Origin of the sequence: Achromobacter sp. HNDS-1 (genome assembly GCF_040084795.1) — a bacterium.
Lineage (GTDB): Bacteria > Pseudomonadota > Gammaproteobacteria > Burkholderiales > Burkholderiaceae_B > Achromobacter > Achromobacter ruhlandii.
This window is the reverse complement of sequence record NZ_CP157584.1, coordinates 5,439,113-5,455,789: the sequence shown is the minus strand read 5'-3', so window position 1 is coordinate 5,455,789 and position 16,677 is coordinate 5,439,113. Positions and strand designations below refer to the sequence as shown.

Here is a 16,677-nt window from a genome sequence, read left to right as displayed (position 1 = left end):
CGTATAACCCTATGGAAACAATGCATGGTTTCGGGCTATTAGTTGAGTCTTTATCAATAATTCGGAGACCCGCATGAGCACGCCGACCCCGCTGCTGGTGGACCGCGACGGCCCCGTCGCCCGCCTGACGCTGAACCGCCCGGACATGCGCAATGCCTTCGACGAGACGCTGATCGCGGCGCTGACCACGGCGGTGCGCGAGGCGGCGGACGACCCGGCCGTGCGGGTGCTGCTGCTGACCGGCGCGGGCAAGGCGTTCTGCGCGGGCGGCGACCTGAACTGGATGCGCAGGATGGCCACGCTGACCGACGCCGACAATCGCGCCGACGCCGACCGCCTGGCGCGGATGCTGCGCGCCATCTGGTCCTGCCCCAAACCCGTGGTGGCGGCGGTCAACGGCGACGCCTATGCGGGCGGCATGGGCCTGGTGGCGGCCTGCGACGTCGCCATCGCCGCCGATCACGCGCAGTTCTGCCTGTCGGAAACGCGCCTGGGGCTGCTGCCGGCCACCATCAGCCCCTACGTGATCCGCGCCATGGGCGAACGCGCCGCCAATCGTTACTTCCTGACCGCCGAACGCTTCGACACCGCCGCCGCGTACCGCATGGGGCTGTTGCATGGCGTCGTGCCGCTGGCGCGGCTGCAGGACGAAGCCGACGCCGTCTGCCGCGCGCTGTGCGACAACGGCCCACAGGCAGTGCAGGCCAGCAAGCGGCTGGTGCGCGACTTTGCCGGCCGGCCGCTGGATGACGCGCTGGTGGCCGATTCGGTCGAACGCATCGCGGCGGTGCGTGCGTCGGATGAAGCGCGGGAAGGCGTCAGCGCGTTCCTGGAAAAGCGCCGGCCGGCCTGGCGCGCGTCCTGAGGCAAGGCGAGGCGGTGCGGCGCGTCCGCGCCGCGGCGAACATGGCAAGCAAGATGCCCCGCCCAGGCCAGGGGAATATCCGGGTTAACCCGGAACGACGTTTAAGATGCGGACTTCGTCCACAAGAGAAGCCGCATGCCCGCCCTACGCCGCGCCGCCTGGAAACGTGAAATCGTCGCCACCCTGCTGCTGAGCCTGCCGCTGGTGCTGACCAACCTGGCGCAGATCGCAATGACGGTGACCGATGTGATGTTCATCGGCCACCTGGGCTCGCAAGCGCTGGCAGCCAGCGCGCTGGGCGCCAACCTGTATTCGGCGATTGCTTTCTTCGCACTCGGCCTGGTCAGCGCCACCGCGCCCATGGCGGCGCGTGCCGAGGGCGCGCGCCGCAACTCGGTGCGGGAAGTGCGCCGCACGGTGCGCCAGGGGTTCTGGAGCGCGCTGCTGATCTCGGTGCCGGGCTGCCTGGCGCTGTGGTTCGGCGAACACATCCTGCTGTTGCTGCGCCAACCGCCCGAGCTGGCCGCGCCGGCCGGCCAGTACCTGCGCGCGCTGCTGTGGGCCATGCCGCCGTTCCTGGGTTTCCTGGTGCTGCGCTCGTTCGTGGCCGCGCTGCAGCAGCCGCGCTGGGCCTTCATCGTGGCGGTGGGCGCGATCCTGTTCAATGTGTTTGGCAATTGGGTGCTGGTGTTTGGCAATCTCGGCTTTCCCGCCATGGGTTTGATCGGCGCGGGCGTGGCCAGCGCCCTGGCCAGCCTGTCGCTGTTCGTGGGCATGGTCGTGGTGGTGCTGCGTGACCGGCGCTTTCGCCGCTACCGGTTGTTCGGCGACCTGCTGCAACCCGATTGGCAGCGCTTGCGCGCCTTCTGGAAACTGGGCCTGCCGATCGCCGTCGCAACCGCCTTCGAGGTCACCATCTTCAACGCCGCCGCTTTCCTCATCGGCTGGCTGGGCGAGGCCGAACTGGCGGCGCATGCCATCGCCATCCAGATCGCCAGCGTGACCTTCATGATTCCCTACGGCGTGGCGCAGGCGGCCACGGTGCGGGTCGGCTACGCCCAGGGCGCGGGCGACGGCGTGGGCGTGACGCGCGCCGGCTGGAGCGCCTTCGGCCTGGGCATCGGCTCGATGGTGATCGCCGCGGCGCTGATGGTGACGGCGCCGTACACGCTGGTGTCGGTGTTCATGGACGTGCACGACCCGGCCAACGCCAAGGTGCAGGCCTTCGCGGTCAGCTACCTGGCGGTGGCGGCGGTGTTCCAGATCGTCGACGGCGCGCAGGTGCTGGGCGCGGGCATGCTGCGTGGCCTGCACGACACGCGCGTGCCGATGATCTACGCGGCCATCGGCTATTGGGGCGTGGGTTTGCCGTGCGGCGCCTGGCTGGCGTTCCGGGCCGGCTGGCGCGGCGTCGGCATCTGGAGCGGGCTGGCCATCGGCCTGGCGGTGGTGGCGGTGCTGATGATGCAGCGCTGGAGCCGGCGCACGGGGCTGGGGCTGGTGGGGCGGCGCGTGTCCCACATGCCATAATCGGCGATGCATTTTCTGGAACGTCCATGCCCACCGCCTTGCCCGTTTTCCCCCCGTTGAACGCCGAACGCCTGTGGTCGCGCGTCGAGACCCTGTCGCGCTACACCCTGCCCGACCAACCCTGGACCCGCCGCGCCTTTTCGCCGCTGTTCCTGCAAGCGCGCGAGTGGCTGCGCGGTGAATTCGAGGCCGCTGGCCTGGCCACCCGCCTGGACGCCGGCGGCAACCTGATCGGCACCCGCGCCGGCCGCAACGCGCACCGCAAGCCCATTGCCACCGGCTCGCACTGCGACACCGTGATGAGCGGCGGCCGCTTTGACGGCATCATCGGGGTCCTGGCCGGCATCGAGGTCGCCCACACGATGCGGGAACACGGCATCGAACTGGAGCACCCGTTCGAGGTCATCGACTTCCTGTCGGAAGAACCCAGCGACTACGGCATCTCCTGCGTCGGCAGCCGCGCCCTGAGCGGCCAGTTGAGCGCCGACATGCTGGCCGCGCGCAACGCCGACGGCGAGACGCTGGCGCAGGGCATCGCCCGCATCGGCGGCGATCCCAGCGCGCTGACCGCGCCCCTGCGCGGCCCGGACGGCACCGCCGCCTTCGTCGAACTGCACATCGAGCAAGGCCCCGTGCTGGAAAGCCGCCAGCTGCCCATCGGCGTGGTCACCAACATCGTCGGCATCCGCCGCGTGCTGATCACGGTGAAAGGCCAGCCCGATCACGCCGGCACCACGCCCATGGACATCCGCCGCGACGCGCTGGTCGGCGCGGCCCGCATCATCGATGCCGCCAGCCGCCAGGCCAGCGCCGCCAGCGGCAACCCGCACTACGTGGTCGCCACCGTCGGCAAGCTCGCCATGACGCCCAACGCCGCCAACGCCGTGCCCGGCCGCGTCGAGCTGACGCTGGAAATGCGCAGCGACAGCAACGCCGTGCTGGACGCCTTCCCCGAAACGCTGATGGCCGGTGTGGCCGCCGACCTGAAGGCGCTGCGCCTGACCGCCGGCTTCGTCCAGTTGAGCCGGGCCCAACCCACCGACTGCACGCCCCTGGTGATGGACGCGGTGCAGGCCGCCGCCGACCAGCTCGGCTACGCCAGTATGCGCCTGCCCAGCGGCGCCGGCCACGACGCCGTCTACATGGCGCCCACCGGCCCCATCGGCATGATCTTCATCCCCTGCCTGAACGGACGCAGCCACTGCCCCGAGGAGTGGATCGAGCCGGCGCAGTTGCTGGACGGCACCCGCGTGCTGTACCAGACCGTGCTGGAACTGGATCGCCGGCTGTCCCGATAACCCACCCTGATGCCGCCATGGAACAGATAGAACTGAACGACAGCACCGCCGACCGCTACCTGCTGGACACCCCCGGCCTGACGCTGCTGGTGTTCCACAGCCGCACCTGCGGCACTTGCCGCATCGCGCGCGAACAGTTGCCCAAGCTGGACCTGCCGGTGGAACGCGTGTGCTGGGTCGATGCGGGCGAGAACGGCGGCCTGGTCGAACGCTACGAGGTCTTTCACCTGCCGGCCATGTTCGTCACGCGCGACGGCGCCTTCTTCGGCCCGGTGCAGGCCAGTCTGGCCGAATGGGATCTGCGCCAGCAGATCGGACTGGCGCTGGACAGCTACCCGGCCGAACTGCCGTGAGCGCCGTCGCCGCCCTCCCGGCCCCTGCCCGCCGTCCGCTGGACTCGCTGGCCACCGGCGTGATGCTGCTGCTGTGCGTCTGCTGGGGCTTCCAGCAGATCGCCATCAAGCTGGTGGCCGCCGACATCTCGCCCATCATGCAGGTCGGCCTGCGCTCGACCTTCGCGGCGCTGGTGCTGGGCGCGGTGGTGTGGCGCGCCGAAGGCTCGCGCGCGCTGCGCGATGGCACGCTGGGCGCGGGCGTGCTGGTGGGCCTGCTGTTCGGCGTCGAGTTCCTGGCGATCGCGCAGGGACTGGTCTACACCACGGCCTCGCACATGTCGGTGTTCCTGTACACCGCGCCGATCTTCACCGCGCTGGGCCTGCACTGGCGCGTTCCTGAAGAACGCATGGCGCCGCTGCAATGGCTGGGCGTGGCGGTGGCCTTCGGCGGCATCGCCGTGGCCTTCCTGGGCAACGGCCAGCCGCAGGCCGCGGCCGCCAGCAACATGCTGCTGGGCGACAGCCTCGGACTGCTGGGCGGGCTGCTGTGGGGCGCCACCACGGTGGCGATCCGCCGCACCGCGCTGTCGGAAGCGGCGCCGTCCAAGACGCTGTTCTACCAGATGGCGATCGCCGCGCTGGTGCTGCTGGTCTATGCCGCGGCCACCGGCAACGCCAGCATCCGCTACACCCCGTCGGCGATGCTGAGCGTGGCGTTCCAGTCGGTGGTGGTGGCGTTGTCGAGCTACCTGGCCTGGTTCTGGCTGCTGCGGCGCTATCTGGCCTCGCGCCTGTCGATCCTGTCGTTCATGACGCCGCTGTTCGGGGTGTCGTTCGGCGTGCTGATCCTGGACGAGCCGCTGGACGGCGCCTTCGTCATGGGCGCGCTGATGGTGCTGGCCGGCATCTCGCTGGTGAGCGGCGCCGGCCTGCTGCGCGAGAAGCTGCGGCGCGGCCGGCGCGCCTGAACGGCGCGGGGTGGCCGTAGTGGAGTGACAGGCGTGGGCCGGGTCACGGGCTGACCCGGCGCCTGGCGCGCCGGCCATTGCCATGACCGGCGCGCGTTCGGGGTGCCGGCCCTTCAGGCCCGGCGCTGGCCGCCCAGGTTCAAGACGATCAGCGCCGCCCCCGCCAGCACCAGCGCGAAGCCCCACCAGTCGGCCACGGCGGGGCGATCGCCCACCAGCGCCATCGCGCCCAGCACGCCGACCACCGGCACCATCAGCGTGGTCAGGGCCGCCACCGTGGCGCTGACCCGTTCGCTCAGCACGAACCACAGCCAATACGCCACCGCCGTGCCCAGCACGATGTGGAACGTCAGCGCCGCCGCCACCCGCGGGCTCCAGCCCTGCGTTGGAAAGGTCTCGCCCGCCAGCAGCATGCCGGCCAGCGCGCAGGCCGCGCCCACCGCCAGTTGCCATGCCGTCACCACGATGCGGTGCCCCATCACCGGCCAGCGCTTCAGGTAGACCGTGCCGGCGGCCCACCCGAAGGCGGCGGTGAGCGGAAACGCCAGGCCGCGCGCGGCGGCCAGGTCGTGATCGGCGAAGATGGCGCGCAGCACCGGCCAGGCCAGCACCGCCACGCCCAGCCCGCCCAACAGCAGCGCCAGGCCGCGGCGGCGGTCCAGCCGTTCGCCCAGCACGGCCCAGGCCAGCAGCGCCGACATCATCGGCATGGTGAAGGTCAGCACCGCGGCCCGCGAGGTGCTGGTGCTGAGCTGGGCCCAGGCCACCGCCAGGTTGAACACCGCCACGGCCAGGATGCCGCCGATGACGATGCCCCGCCACGAGGCGCGCGGCGGCAACAGCGCCAATCCCTTGGCGCGCGCCAGGATCAGCAGCAGCGCGGCGCCGCTGCCCAGTCCCAGCAGCCGCAGGGTGAACGGCGGGCAGATCGACAGCACGATCTTGACCGCCGGCCAGTTCAGGCCCCAGAACAGCGCCAGCGCAACCGGGATCAGGCGCACGCGGCCTTTTCCCGGGCGATCAGGTCCGTCAGGCCCTGGCGCTGACGGCCTTCGGCGTCGAAGTTGGCGGGATCGAGCCAGCTTTCGTAGGCGGCGCGCAACGCCGGCCATTCACTGTCGATGATCGAGAACCAGGCGGTGTCGCGGCTGCGGCCCTTGTAGACCGTGGCCTGGCGGAAGATGCCTTCAAACTGGAAACCCAGCCGCGCGGCGGCGGCGCGCGACGGCGCGTTCAGGCTGTCGCATTTCCATTCGTAGCGGCGGTAGCCCAGCTCGTCGAAGGCGCGGCGCATCAACAGGAACTGCGCCTCGGTGGCGATGCGGGTGCGCTTGAGCAACGGCGAAAATGCCACGAAGCCGACTTCGATCACGCCGCTGGCCGGGTCAATGCGCATCAGCGACAGCGAGCCGATCGCGCGGCCGCTGGCCAGGTCGATGACGGCATGATGCATCGGGTCGCTGGCGGCATGGGCCTGCGCCTGCTCGGCGAACTGGCGGTAGGCGGCGGCGTCCGCAAAGGGGCCGACGCTCATGTAGGTCCAGTCGCGGCCGTCGGGCGCCTGGCTGAAGGCGGCGTACAGGTCCGCCGCGTGGCGCTCGGCCGACAGCGGTTCGAGGCGGCAGTAGCGGCCCTGCGCGGGGGCCAGCGGCGGTCGCGGACGCGGTGTCCAGCCGGACAGGTCGGCGCCGATGGGTTGTTCGAATGCGTTGACGCGGGGTTGCATGCTGCGAGGCCTCATCCTGGTGGCAAGCGGGTTGGGGAAAGCGCCGCCGGGGCGGCCGGCTGCCAGGGTTTTTCGTCGTGACAGGCCCTGGCATGCTCCCACGATAGCCAAACCGTGGCATGATAAAAAGCACCACGATTCCTGAATTTAATAGAGCCATGACCGACCAAGCCGCCCTGCTCTCCAGTCCGCTGGCGCGCGGGCCGGGCGCCCCGCCGCGTCAACGCCAGCTGATCCAGCGGCTCAAGCAGGCCATCCTGGCGGGGCAGCTGCCCGCTGGCGGCAAGCTGCCAGCCTCGCGCGTGCTGGCCGACGAGCTGGACATCTCGCGTAACACGGTGCTGATCGCCTACGAACAGTTGACCGCCGAAGGCTACGTCATCGCCGACCGCCAGGGCACCCGCGTGGCGCCGTTGTCGGCCGCCGCCGCCAGCGCCGCCCGGCAGGCCGTGCGACAAGCCGCCGCGCAAGCGGCCGGACAGTCGGGCGCAGCCGACGCGCCGGCCTTGCGCACCGCCACGCGGCTGTCGCGCATCGTCTCGACGCGCGCCCCCAACGACGGCTCGCTGCCGCTCACGCCCGGCACGCCGGCGCTGACCCAGTTTCCCATCAATGCCTGGCGCCGGGCCCAGGACCGGGCGCTGCAGGCCGCTCCCGCCGCCACGCTGGGCTACGGCCCGCCGGTGGGCGAACCGGCGCTGCGCGAAGCCATCGCCCAATATCTGCGGGTGTCGCGCGGGGTTCACTGCGACGCCTCGCGCATCGTCATCACGGAAGGCGCGCAGGGCGCGCTGGCGCTGTGCGTGCAACTGCTGACCAATCCCGGCGACACCGCCTGGCTGGAGGAACCCGGCTACCGGGGCGCCAAGTCGGCCTTCCACGCGGGCGACCTGAACGTGGTGGCGATGCGGGTCGACGCCGACGGCGTCGCCATCACCGACGAAGACTGGCGCATCCGGCCGCCGCGCCTGATCCAGACCACGCCGACGCACCAATACCCCACCGGCGCCGTGCTGTCGCTGGCGCGCCGCCTCGACCTGCTGGAGCGGGCGCGCCGCGCCGGCGCCTGGATCATCGAGGACGACTACGACAGCGAATTCCGCCACCAGGGCGAGCCGATCGCCGCCATGCAGGGCCTGCTGCCGGACGCGCCGGTGCTGTACGTGGGGACCTTCAGCAAGACCATGTTCCCCGCGCTGCGGCTCGGCTTCCTGGTGCTGCCGCAGTCCATCGCCGGGCCGGCGATGCCGTCGATCACGGAAATGCTGCGCGGCGGGCACCGGCTGGAACAGCTGACCATGGCCGCCTTCATCGAAAATGGCCAATTCTCGCGCCACCTGGGCCGCATGCGGCGGCTGTACCGCGACCGCCAGGCCGCCCTGCGCGACGCGCTGGCGCGGCACCTGGGCATCGATCACGAGGTGCTGGGCGGCCACAGCGGCCTGCATCTGACGGTGCGGCTGCCGCCGGACGTGCCCGACCGCGCCATCGTCGAACAGGCGCGCCGGCTGGGCATGAACCCCAACGCGCTATCGACCTTCGCCATCAACCCGCAACCGCAGGACAACGGCCTGGTGATCGGCTACGGCAACACCAGCGCCGACCGCTTCCCGGCGCTGGTCCGGCAACTGGGCAAGCTGGCCGCGACGCTGCGGACCTGAATCGTGGCCGGCGGCATTGCGGATTCGCCCCCAGGCCGGCGGCACGCATCGTGCCGCGATCCGTCGACCGGGCGCGGCCAGGCGTGGCGCCGCGGCGCCCCGCATCAGCGGCGCGAATCGAGCGCCATGCGCACGGCCAGGCCGGCCAGCACCGTGCCCATCAGCCAGCGCTGGATCACCATCCACAGCGGCCGGCCGGCCAGGAAACCGGCAATGGACCCGGCCATGATGGCGATGACCGCGTTGACCGACAGGCTGATGGCCACCTGCGTCAGCCCCAGCGCGATCGACTGGGTGAACACGCTGCCATGGTCGGGCTGGATGAATTGCGGCAGCAGCGACACGTACAGCACGGCGATCTTGGGATTGAGCAGGTTGGTCACCAGCCCCATCGTGAACAGCGTGCGCGGGCTGCTGGCCGGCAGCTCGCGCACCTGGAACGGCGAGCGGCCGCCCGGACGCACCGCCTGCCAGGCCAGGTACAGCAGGTATAGCGCGCCGCCGAAGCGCAGCGCGTCGTAGGCATAGGGCACCGACATCAGCAGCACGGTCAGGCCGAAGGCCGCGCACAGCACGTAGAAGATGAAACCCACCGCCACCCCGGACAGCGAAATCAGGCCGGCCTTGGGCCCCTGCGAAATCGAGCGCGACACCAGGTAGATCATGTTGGGCCCGGGCGTGAGCACCATGCCCAGGGCGACCAGGGCGAACGTCAGGAGATTGGCGATGTCAGGCATGATGCGCCGGCGCGCGCCGGTCGGTAGTGGCGGGATGATGCATCACGTTATCTGAAATCTGTATCGGAACAGCGGGGTTTTTTGCGGCCGCGGCGCGCGTGTTGCGCGCCCGCCGCAGGCCTGGGCGCGCCGGCGGCGACGGCCGCGTTCAACGACCACGCCGCCGGGATACAACAACCGCGCCACTTTTAAATGTGGCCGGATGGGAGCGGCGGCTGGACCGGGATACAGTGATCGGATTGCCCCGCCCGCAGGAGGCGCGGGCGGCGCCGTTGAATGTCGACTCGATCCAGGGAGGATCCGCCCATGCCGCCACGATCATCGTCTTCGTCCGCCGCCCGCGCCGGCGCCATCCGCGTCGGCGTCGGCGGCTGGACCTACGCGCCGTGGCGCGGCCCCTTTTACCCGGAAGGCCTGCCGCACGCGCGCGAGCTTGAATACGCCAGCCGGCAGCTCACCGCCATCGAGATCAACGGCACCTATTACAGCAGCCAGAAGCCGGCCACCTTCGCCAAATGGCGCGACGAGACGCCCGATGATTTCGTGTTCTCGCTCAAGGCCTCGCGCTACGCCACCAACCGCCGCGAACTGGCCGGCGCCGGCGAATCCGTGCACCGCTTCGTGCACGGCGGCATCGCCGAACTGGGTCCCAAGCTGGGGCCGATCGTGTGGCAGTTCGCGCCCACCAAGGCGTTCGACGCCGGGGACTTCGGCGCCTTCCTGGCGCTGCTGCCGGACCAGGTCGACGGCCTGCCGCTGCGCCACGTGATGGACGTGCGTCACGCCAGTTTCGCCTGCCAGGCCTACCTGGACCTGGCGCGGCGCCACGGCGTGGCCACGGTCTACACCGACAGCGAGGACTTCCCGTCGCTGGCCGATCGCAGCGCCGATTTCGTCTATGCCCGGCTGATGCGGGCCAGCACCGCCTTCAAGGCCGGCTATGCGCCCAAGGTGCTCGATGCGTGGGCCGACCGGCTACGCACCTGGGCGCGCGGCGGCGACCCGGCCGACCTGCCGCGGGTGGACCCGCGCAAGCCCGCTGGCGCGACGCACCCGCGCGATGTGTTCGCGTTTTTCATCAATGGCGCCAAGGAACGCGCGCCGGCGGCAGCGCGCGCCATGATCGAACGACTGTAGCCGACGCGCCGGCCTGGCCTTTGGCGGCAAGGCCGCCCCCGGGAGAGGGCCGGCAACCGCCTCAATCGGCGACCGGCGTGCGCAGCGTCACGAACTCTTCGGCCGCGGTCGGGTGGATGCCGATGGTGTCGTCGAACACGCGCTTGGTGGCGCCGGCCTTGAGCGCGATGGCGATGCCCTGCACGATCTCGCCGGCCTCGGGGCCGACCATGTGCACGCCCAGCACCTTGTCGGTCTCGGCGTCGACGATCAGCTTCATCAGGGTCTTTTCCTGCGATTCGGTCAGCGTCAGCTTCATGGGGCGGAAGCGGCTTTCGAACAGCTTGATCCTGTGGCCGGCGGCGCGCGCCTCTTCGGTCGTCATGCCGACGGTGCCGATGTTGGGCAGGCTGAACACGGCGGTCGGGATCAGCTTGTAGTCGACCTTGCGGTATTCCTCGGGGCGGAACAGGCGGCGCGCCACCGCCATGCCCTCGGCCAGCGCCACCGGCGTCAGCGGCACGCGGCCGATGACGTCGCCCAGCGCCAGGATCGACGGCTCGCTGGTGCGGTATTCGTCGTCCACCGCGATGAAGCCCTTCTCGTCGAGCTTGACGCCGGTGTTCTCCAGGCCCAGGTTGTCCAGCATCGGGCGGCGGCCGGTGGCGTAGAACACGCAATCGGTCTCGATCACGCTGCCGTCCTTGAGGGTGGCGGCCAGGGTGCCGTCGGCGCGCTTGTCGATGCGCGCCACGTCGGCGTCGAACTTCAGGTCGATGCCCTTCTTGACCAGCTCATCGCGCAGGTGCTCGCGCACCGCCTGGTCGAAGCCGCGCAGGAACAGCGGGCCGCGGTAGACCTGGGTGGTCTGGGCGCCCATGCCGTTGAAGATGGAGGCGAATTCGACCGCGATGTAGCCGCCGCCCACCACCAGCACGCGGCGCGGCAGCGTCTTCAGGAAGAAGGCCTCGTTCGAGGTGATGGCGTGTTCCTTGCCGGGGATGTCCGGCACCTGCGGCCAGCCGCCGGTGGCCACCAGGATATGCGCGGCGGTGTGGGACTTGCCGTCCACCTCGACCGTGTGCGGATCCTTGATGCGGGCGTGGGCTTCCAGCAGCGTCACGCCGCTATTGACCAGCAAGTTGCGGTAAATGCCATTAAGACGCTCGATCTCGCGGTTCTTGTTGGCGATCAGCGTGGGCCAGTCGAAGCGGGGTTCGTCCACGCTCCAGCCGAAGCCGTGGGCCTGCTCGAAGTCCTCGCTGTAGTGCGCGCCGTAGACCAGCAGCTTCTTGGGCACGCAGCCCACGTTGACGCAGGTGCCGCCCAGGTAGCGGCTTTCGGCCACCGCCACGCGCGCGCCGAAGCCGGCCGCGAAGCGGGCCGCGCGCACGCCGCCGGAGCCCGCGCCGATCACAAACAGGTCGAAATCGAATGCCATGGTGTTTCCTTCGCCGTCCCGCTGCCGGGACGCGTTCACTGTCGGGAGAAGCGCTATTTTGCACCAGTGCGCCGGCGACCGCCGGCTTGCCCCCACGGCCAACCGGCGGTCGCCGGCCGGTGGGGCAGCGCCGGAAGCGGGCCCACGTTGCGCAGACGCGCCCGCTCGGGCGGCCGCAATCCTCCCTGGCGCGCGCCACCTTGGGCTACAGTAATCGCCCGGGGCGCGGTCGCCGCCCCTCCCTCTCCCTGGAGTCGTCCCGATGTCGCTTGAAACCTGGCTGGCCTTCCTCGGCGCATCCGCCCTGCTGCTGATGCTGCCCGGCCCCACCATCCTGACCGTCATCAGCTATTCCCTGACCCATGGCAAGCGCGCCCGCCTGCCGTTGGTGCTGGCGGTGGCGCTGGGCGACTCCACCGCCCTGGCGCTGTCGCTGCTGGGCCTGGGCGCGCTGCTGTCGGCGTCGGCCTTCTGGTTCACCGTGGTCAAGACCGTGGGCGGCCTGTACCTGCTGTACCTGGGCTTCAAGCTGCTGCGCGCCGGCGTTTCGCCCGCCACGCTGCCGCAGGCCGGCGCGGCCGGATCGCGCTGGAAACTGTTCGCCAACACCTACCTGGTGACGGCGCTGAACCCCAAGGGCATCATCTTCTTCGTGGCCTTCCTGCCGCAGTTCATCGACCCGGCCGGCGACGTCACGCGCCAGCTGTGGATGCTGTCGGCCACTTTCGTGACCTGCGCCGGCATCAACGCCACCGCCTACGCGCTGTTCGCCGGCTCGGCGCGCCGCCTGCTGGCATCGCCGCGCGCGCAGCGCGGCTTCAACCTGGGCGGCGGCGCGCTGTTGTCGGCCGCCGGAGTCTGGGCACTGCTGGCACGCCGCGCCTGACACCTACTTCAAGGCAAGGCCGCCGACGCCGCTTCCGGATCCAGGCCGTAACGCCGGATCGCCTCGGCCGCCCGCTCGGCCGGCAATGCGCCCTCGTCCGCCAAGGCCTTGAGCGTGGCCAGCACGATATGGTGCCGGTCCACCTCGAAGAACGCCCGCAGCGCCTGGCGCGTGTCCGAGCGGCCGAAGCCGTCGGTGCCCAGCGTCACATAACGGCGCCCCACGAAAGGCCGGATCTGCTCGGCCACCGTCTTCATGTAGTCGGTGGCCGCGATCACCGGCCCCCGCGTATCGGCCAGGCTCGTCTGGACGAAGCCCTGGCGCGCCGCGTCCAGCGGATGCAGGCGATTCCAGCGCTCGGTCTCCTGGCCATCGCGGCGCAGCTCGGAATAGCTGGTGACGCTCCAGACGTCGGCCGCCACGCCGAAGTCCTGTTGCAGCAGGTCGGCGGCGGCCAGGGTCTCGCCCAGGATGGCGCCGCTGCCCAGCAGTTGCGCGCGCAGCTCGCCCGGCGCGCCCTCGCGCAGCCGGTACATGCCCTTGAGGATGCCGGCCTGGGCGCCTTCCGGCATCGGCGGATGCGCGGTCTTCTCGTTGATCAGCGTCAGGTAGTAGAAGATGTCTTCTTCCTCCTGGTACATGCGGCGCATGCCATCCTGCACGATCACGGCGATCTCGTAGGCATAGGCCGGGTCGTAGGCAATGCACGACGGGATCACCGAGGCCAGCACGTGGCTGTGGCCGTCGTCGTGCTGCAGGCCCTCGCCTTCCAGCGTGGTGCGGCCCGAGGTCGCGCCCAGCAGGAAGCCGCGCGCGCGGATGTCGCCGGCCGCCCAGGCCAGGTCGCCCACGCGCTGGAAGCCGAACATCGAATAGAAGATGTAGAACGGAATCGTCGCCACGCCGTGGGTGCTGTAGGCGGTGGCGGCGGCGATCCACGAGGCCATGGCGCCCGACTCGTTGATGCCTTCCTGCAGGATCTGGCCGCGCCGGTCCTCGCGGTAGACGCTGAGCTGGTCGGCGTCCTGCGGCGTGTACAGCTGGCCCACGTGTGAATAGATGCCGACCTGGCGGAACATGCCGTCCATGCCGAAGGTGCGCGATTCATCCGGCACGATGGGCACCACGCGCGCCCCGATCTGCGGGTCCTTGAGCAGCTGCGCCAGGATGCGCACGAACGCCATGGTGGTGGAGAATTCGCGGCCGTCGCTGCCTTTCAGGTGCGCGGCAAAGGCTTCCAGGCCCGGCGTGGCCTGCGGGCCGGGGCCGGCCGGACGCAGCGGCAGGTGGCCGCCGGCGCGGCGGATGGCGGCTTCCAGGTAGGCCTGTTCGGGGCTGCCGGGTTCCGGCTTGATGTAAGGGATCTCCTCCAGGCGCTCGTCCGGCACCGGCAGGTCGAAGCGGTCGCGGTAGGCGCGCACCGCCGGGTCGGCCATCTTCTTCTGCTGGTGGTTGGTGTTGGCGGCCTCGCCGGCCGCGCCCATGCCGTAGCCCTTGACCGTCTTGGCCAGGATCACCGTGGGCTGGCCGCGATGCGCCAGCGCCGCGGCGTAGGCGGCGTGCATCTTGACCGGATCGTGGCCGCCGCGATTGAGCGCGCCGATCTCCTCGTCGCTCAGGTGCGCCACACGTTCCAGCAGCACCGGGTCGGCGCCGAAGAAGTGTTCGCGCACATAGGCCCCGCCGCGCGCCTTGAAGACCTGGTATTCGCCGTCCACGCATTCCATCATGCGGCGCCGCAGGCGGCCGTCGTGGTCCTGCGCCAGCAACGCGTCCCAGCCGCCGCCCCAGATCACCTTGATGACGTTCCAGCCGGCGCCGCGATAGACGCTTTCCAGCTCCTGGATGATCTTGGCGTTGCCGCGCACCGGGCCGTCCAGGCGCTGCAGGTTGCAGTTGACCACGAAGATCAGGTTGTCGAGTTTTTCGCGGCCGGCCATGGCGACGGCCGCCAGCGTCTCGGGCTGGTCCTGCTCGCCGTCGCCCAGGAAGCCCCACACGCGCCGGTCCTGCGCCGCGATCAGGCCGCGGTCTTCCAGGTAGCGCATGTAGCGCGCCTGGTAGGCCGCCATCAACGGGCCCAGGCCCATCGACACGGTCGGGAACTGCCAGAAGCCGGGCATGGTGCGCGGGTGCGGATACGACGCCAGCCCGCCGCCGATCTCGCGGCGGAAGCGGTCCAGCTCCGCTTCGGACAGGCGCCCTTCCAGGTAGGCGCGGGCGTAGATGCCGGGCGCCGAATGGCCCTGGATGTAGAGCATGTCGCCCAGGTAGTCCGGCGTGGCGGCGCGGAAGAAATGGCGGTAGCCGGTTTCGTACAGCGTGGTGGCCGAGGCGTAGGTGGCGATGTGCCCGCCCACGCCCGAATGCTTGCCGGCGCGCAGCACCATGGCCATGGCGTTCCAGCGCAGGTAGGCATCCAGCCGCGCCTCGATGCGGGTGTCGCCGGGGAACGGCGCCTGGGCCGGCAGGCCGATGGTGTTGACGTAGGGCGTGACGCCGGCCGCGGCATAGCCGCCGCTGCGGGCGCGGTCCTGCTCGATCAGGCGGTCCAGCAGGTAGTGCGTGCGCGGCAGGCCTTCGTGCGCCAGCACCGCCTGCATCGCGTCCAGCCACTCGCTGGTTTCTTCGGGGTCGATGTCGACGCAGTCGATCTCGGGTTCCATGGGCATCCTCCTTGTGGTGCGCAAGCGGCGCCTGGACACGGAAAGGCCGGCGCCATCATTTCACATCGTGAATTGCATTTGCATAATGTGCAATTGCAATCGTAGGGAGGTTTTCGAACAATTGCAAGTGCAACTATTAAGGAAAATGGCGGCTCGCGCGCGGCTTGAATGCGCGTGACGGCCCGCCCGCCGCGCGCCGCGGCCGCCGGGCCTCTACAATCCGGGACAACGAAATCCCTGGAAAAGGAAGCGACCGCATGGCCACGGGCAAGCCCGACGCGTGGAGCCTCTTTCTCACCGCGCATGCGCTGGTGGTGGAAGAGATCGAAAAACGACTGTCCGCCGCCGGCCTGCCGCCGCTGGCGTGGTACGACGCGCTGTGGGCGCTGGAACGCGCGCCCGACGGCACCGCGCGCATGTTCGAGATGGCCGAGCGCATGGTCATCGCGCGCTACAACCTGACGCGCCTGATGGACCGCATCGAGGCCGCCGGGCTGGTCGAGCGCTTCCGTTCCGACGAGGACCGCCGCGCCACCTATGCCCGCATCACGCCGGAAGGCCTGGCGCTGCGCCGCAAGATGTGGAAGGTGTATGGCCCGGCCATTGACGAACTGTTCCTGTCGCAACTGCCGCCGGCGCAGCAGGACGCCATGGCCGAGCAGTTCCGCCAGATCGCCCGCCATGTGCGGGCCTTGTCCAGAACCCCGGCTTGACCTGACCGCCACGGAGTCCGCATGCCCGTCCGTCCGCCCCTGCACATCGGCATCGTCGCCTGCTCGGCCGAGGGCGCCGCGCTCTGCTACCGCACGATCTGCGCCGAAGGCGCGCAGCGCCTGGGGCCGCACGCGCACCCCGAGGTGTCGCTGCACAGCCTGTCGCTGGCGGACTACGTGGCCTGCCTGGAGCGCGATGACCTGGCCGGCGTCGGCGCGCTGATGCTGACCTCCGCCGATCGGCTGGCGCGCGCCGGCGCGGATTTTCTGATCTGCCCCGACAACACCATCCACCAGGCCCTGGGCCACGTGCTGCCGCAATCGCCGCTGCCGTGGCTGCACATCGCCGAGGAAGTCGCCGCCCAGGCCGCCGCGCGCGGGCTGCGCCGCATCGGCATCCTGGGGACGCGCTGGCTGGTCGACAGTCCGGTCTACCCCGACAAACTGCAGGCGCGCGGCCTGGACTACGTGCGTCCCGCGCCGGCCGACCGCGATCTGCTGGCGCGCGTCATCATGGACGAACTGGTCTACGGCGTCTTCAAGCCCGAATCGGTCGCCTTGCTGCAAGGCGTGGTGGCGCGGCTGCGCGATGCCGGCTGCGACGCGGTGGTGCTGGGCTGCACCGAACTGCCGCTGGTGCTGAACGACGCCAACTGCGTCTTGCCGACGCTGGACTCGACCCGCATCCTGGCGCGCGCCGCCCTGGACCGCGCGCTGGCCTGACGCCTGAACCGG

Annotated in this window: 15 protein-coding genes; 10 read left to right on the top strand and 5 right to left on the bottom strand. The window is 70.4% G+C overall.

The features are described from left to right. Nucleotides 1-73 precede the first annotated feature (73 nt). From ABFG95_RS25250 to ABFG95_RS25230, 5 genes are all read left to right on the top strand, one after another. The gene (locus ABFG95_RS25250; RefSeq protein WP_348995034.1) at nt 74-865 is read left to right on the top strand and encodes an enoyl-CoA hydratase/isomerase family protein; all 792 of its coding nucleotides are present in this window, start codon (nt 74-76) and stop codon (nt 863-865) included. Nucleotides 866-1,000: 135 nt separating this feature from the next. Then, on the top strand, nt 1,001-2,395 hold the full coding sequence (locus ABFG95_RS25245; RefSeq protein WP_348995033.1) for an MATE family efflux transporter: 1,395 nt from the start codon (nt 1,001-1,003) through the stop codon (nt 2,393-2,395). Nucleotides 2,396-2,421: 26 nt separating this feature from the next. After that, a complete protein-coding gene (locus ABFG95_RS25240) occupies nt 2,422-3,693 on the top strand; it encodes a Zn-dependent hydrolase (RefSeq protein WP_348995032.1) in 1,272 nt (423 codons plus the stop codon). Nucleotides 3,694-3,710: 17 nt separating this feature from the next. Next, nucleotides 3,711-4,046 (top strand): thioredoxin family protein, encoded by a 336-nt coding sequence (locus ABFG95_RS25235; protein ID WP_049074821.1) that lies wholly within the window; start codon nt 3,711-3,713, stop codon nt 4,044-4,046. Between the two features lie 62 nt (nt 4,047-4,108). Beyond that, nucleotides 4,109-4,996, top strand: coding sequence for a DMT family transporter (locus tag ABFG95_RS25230; protein ID WP_348996062.1), 888 nt, complete (start codon nt 4,109-4,111; stop codon nt 4,994-4,996). A gap of 113 nt (nt 4,997-5,109) precedes the next feature. Here ABFG95_RS25230 and ABFG95_RS25225 read toward each other — a convergent pair whose 3' ends face one another. Both ABFG95_RS25225 and ABFG95_RS25220 read right to left on the bottom strand, forming a co-directional pair. Next, nucleotides 5,110-5,997 carry a DMT family transporter gene (locus tag ABFG95_RS25225; protein ID WP_348995031.1) on the bottom strand — a complete coding sequence of 296 codons (888 nt, stop codon included), beginning with the start codon at nt 5,995-5,997 and terminating at the stop codon, nt 5,110-5,112. Next, a complete protein-coding gene (locus ABFG95_RS25220) occupies nt 5,988-6,722 on the bottom strand; it encodes a GNAT family protein (protein WP_059269874.1) in 735 nt (244 codons plus the stop codon). Before ABFG95_RS25220 ends, ABFG95_RS25225 begins: the two co-directional genes overlap by 10 nt. 119 nt (nt 6,723-6,841) lie before the next feature. On the opposite strand from ABFG95_RS25220, the gene ABFG95_RS25215 reads away from it, so the two are divergent. Further along, the gene (locus ABFG95_RS25215) at nt 6,842-8,383 is read left to right on the top strand and encodes a PLP-dependent aminotransferase family protein (protein ID WP_348995030.1); all 1,542 of its coding nucleotides are present in this window, start codon (nt 6,842-6,844) and stop codon (nt 8,381-8,383) included. A gap of 104 nt (nt 8,384-8,487) precedes the next feature. On the opposite strand, the gene ABFG95_RS25210 is transcribed toward ABFG95_RS25215, so the two are convergent. Beyond that, nucleotides 8,488-9,120: a LysE family translocator gene (locus tag ABFG95_RS25210; protein ID WP_054503790.1), complete on the bottom strand. Its 633-nt coding sequence runs from the start codon at nt 9,118-9,120 to the stop codon at nt 8,488-8,490. 306 nt (nt 9,121-9,426) lie between these two features. Here ABFG95_RS25210 and ABFG95_RS25205 point away from each other — a divergent pair, with 306 nt between their 5' ends. After that, a complete protein-coding gene (locus ABFG95_RS25205; protein ID WP_100505463.1) occupies nt 9,427-10,257 on the top strand; it encodes a DUF72 domain-containing protein in 831 nt (276 codons plus the stop codon). Between the two features lie 61 nt (nt 10,258-10,318). On the opposite strand, the gene gorA is transcribed toward ABFG95_RS25205, so the two are convergent. Further along, entirely contained in the window at nt 10,319-11,677 is a 1,359-nt protein-coding gene (gene gorA, locus ABFG95_RS25200; RefSeq protein WP_348995029.1) for a glutathione-disulfide reductase, read from the bottom strand. A gap of 262 nt (nt 11,678-11,939) precedes the next feature. Between gorA and ABFG95_RS25195 the strand changes: the two genes are divergently transcribed. After that, complete coding sequence (locus ABFG95_RS25195; RefSeq protein ID WP_049074834.1) at nt 11,940-12,563, top strand: LysE family translocator; 624 nt, start codon at nt 11,940-11,942, stop codon at nt 12,561-12,563. 8 nt (nt 12,564-12,571) lie between these two features. On the opposite strand, the gene aceE is transcribed toward ABFG95_RS25195, so the two are convergent. Continuing rightward, nucleotides 12,572-15,229 carry a pyruvate dehydrogenase (acetyl-transferring), homodimeric type gene (gene aceE, locus ABFG95_RS25190; protein ID WP_175203396.1) on the bottom strand — a complete coding sequence of 886 codons (2,658 nt, stop codon included), beginning with the start codon at nt 15,227-15,229 and terminating at the stop codon, nt 12,572-12,574. 257 nt (nt 15,230-15,486) lie between these two features. Here aceE and ABFG95_RS25185 point away from each other — a divergent pair, with 257 nt between their 5' ends. Both ABFG95_RS25185 and ABFG95_RS25180 read left to right on the top strand, forming a co-directional pair. Continuing rightward, nucleotides 15,487-15,942 (top strand): MarR family transcriptional regulator, encoded by a 456-nt coding sequence (locus tag ABFG95_RS25185; RefSeq protein ID WP_049074838.1) that lies wholly within the window; start codon nt 15,487-15,489, stop codon nt 15,940-15,942. Nucleotides 15,943-15,963: 21 nt separating this feature from the next. Further along, on the top strand, nt 15,964-16,665 hold the full coding sequence (locus ABFG95_RS25180) for an amino acid racemase (protein WP_348995028.1): 702 nt from the start codon (nt 15,964-15,966) through the stop codon (nt 16,663-16,665). The last annotated feature ends 12 nt before the right edge of the window (nt 16,666-16,677 follow it).

Coding starts and splice junctions, on each gene's coding strand:
- ABFG95_RS25185 (WP_049074838.1), top strand. CDS start 15,487: ATGGCCACGGGCAAGCCCGACGCGTGGAGCCTCTTTCTCACCGCGCAT.
- ABFG95_RS25215 (WP_348995030.1), top strand. CDS start 6,842: ATGATAAAAAGCACCACGATTCCTGAATTTAATAGAGCCATGACCGAC.
- ABFG95_RS25240 (WP_348995032.1), top strand. CDS start 2,422: ATGCCCACCGCCTTGCCCGTTTTCCCCCCGTTGAACGCCGAACGCCTG.
- ABFG95_RS25220 (WP_059269874.1), bottom strand. CDS start 6,722: ATGCAACCCCGCGTCAACGCATTCGAACAACCCATCGGCGCCGACCTG.
- ABFG95_RS25205 (WP_100505463.1), top strand. CDS start 9,427: ATGCCGCCACGATCATCGTCTTCGTCCGCCGCCCGCGCCGGCGCCATC.
- ABFG95_RS25195 (WP_049074834.1), top strand. CDS start 11,940: ATGTCGCTTGAAACCTGGCTGGCCTTCCTCGGCGCATCCGCCCTGCTG.
- ABFG95_RS25180 (WP_348995028.1), top strand. CDS start 15,964: ATGCCCGTCCGTCCGCCCCTGCACATCGGCATCGTCGCCTGCTCGGCC.
- gorA (WP_348995029.1), bottom strand. CDS start 11,677: ATGGCATTCGATTTCGACCTGTTTGTGATCGGCGCGGGCTCCGGCGGC.
- ABFG95_RS25250 (WP_348995034.1), top strand. CDS start 74: ATGAGCACGCCGACCCCGCTGCTGGTGGACCGCGACGGCCCCGTCGCC.
- ABFG95_RS25235 (WP_049074821.1), top strand. CDS start 3,711: ATGGAACAGATAGAACTGAACGACAGCACCGCCGACCGCTACCTGCTG.
- ABFG95_RS25245 (WP_348995033.1), top strand. CDS start 1,001: ATGCCCGCCCTACGCCGCGCCGCCTGGAAACGTGAAATCGTCGCCACC.
- aceE (WP_175203396.1), bottom strand. CDS start 15,229: ATGGAACCCGAGATCGACTGCGTCGACATCGACCCCGAAGAAACCAGC.
- ABFG95_RS25210 (WP_054503790.1), bottom strand. CDS start 9,120: ATGCCTGACATCGCCAATCTCCTGACGTTCGCCCTGGTCGCCCTGGGC.
- ABFG95_RS25230 (WP_348996062.1), top strand. CDS start 4,109: ATGCTGCTGCTGTGCGTCTGCTGGGGCTTCCAGCAGATCGCCATCAAG.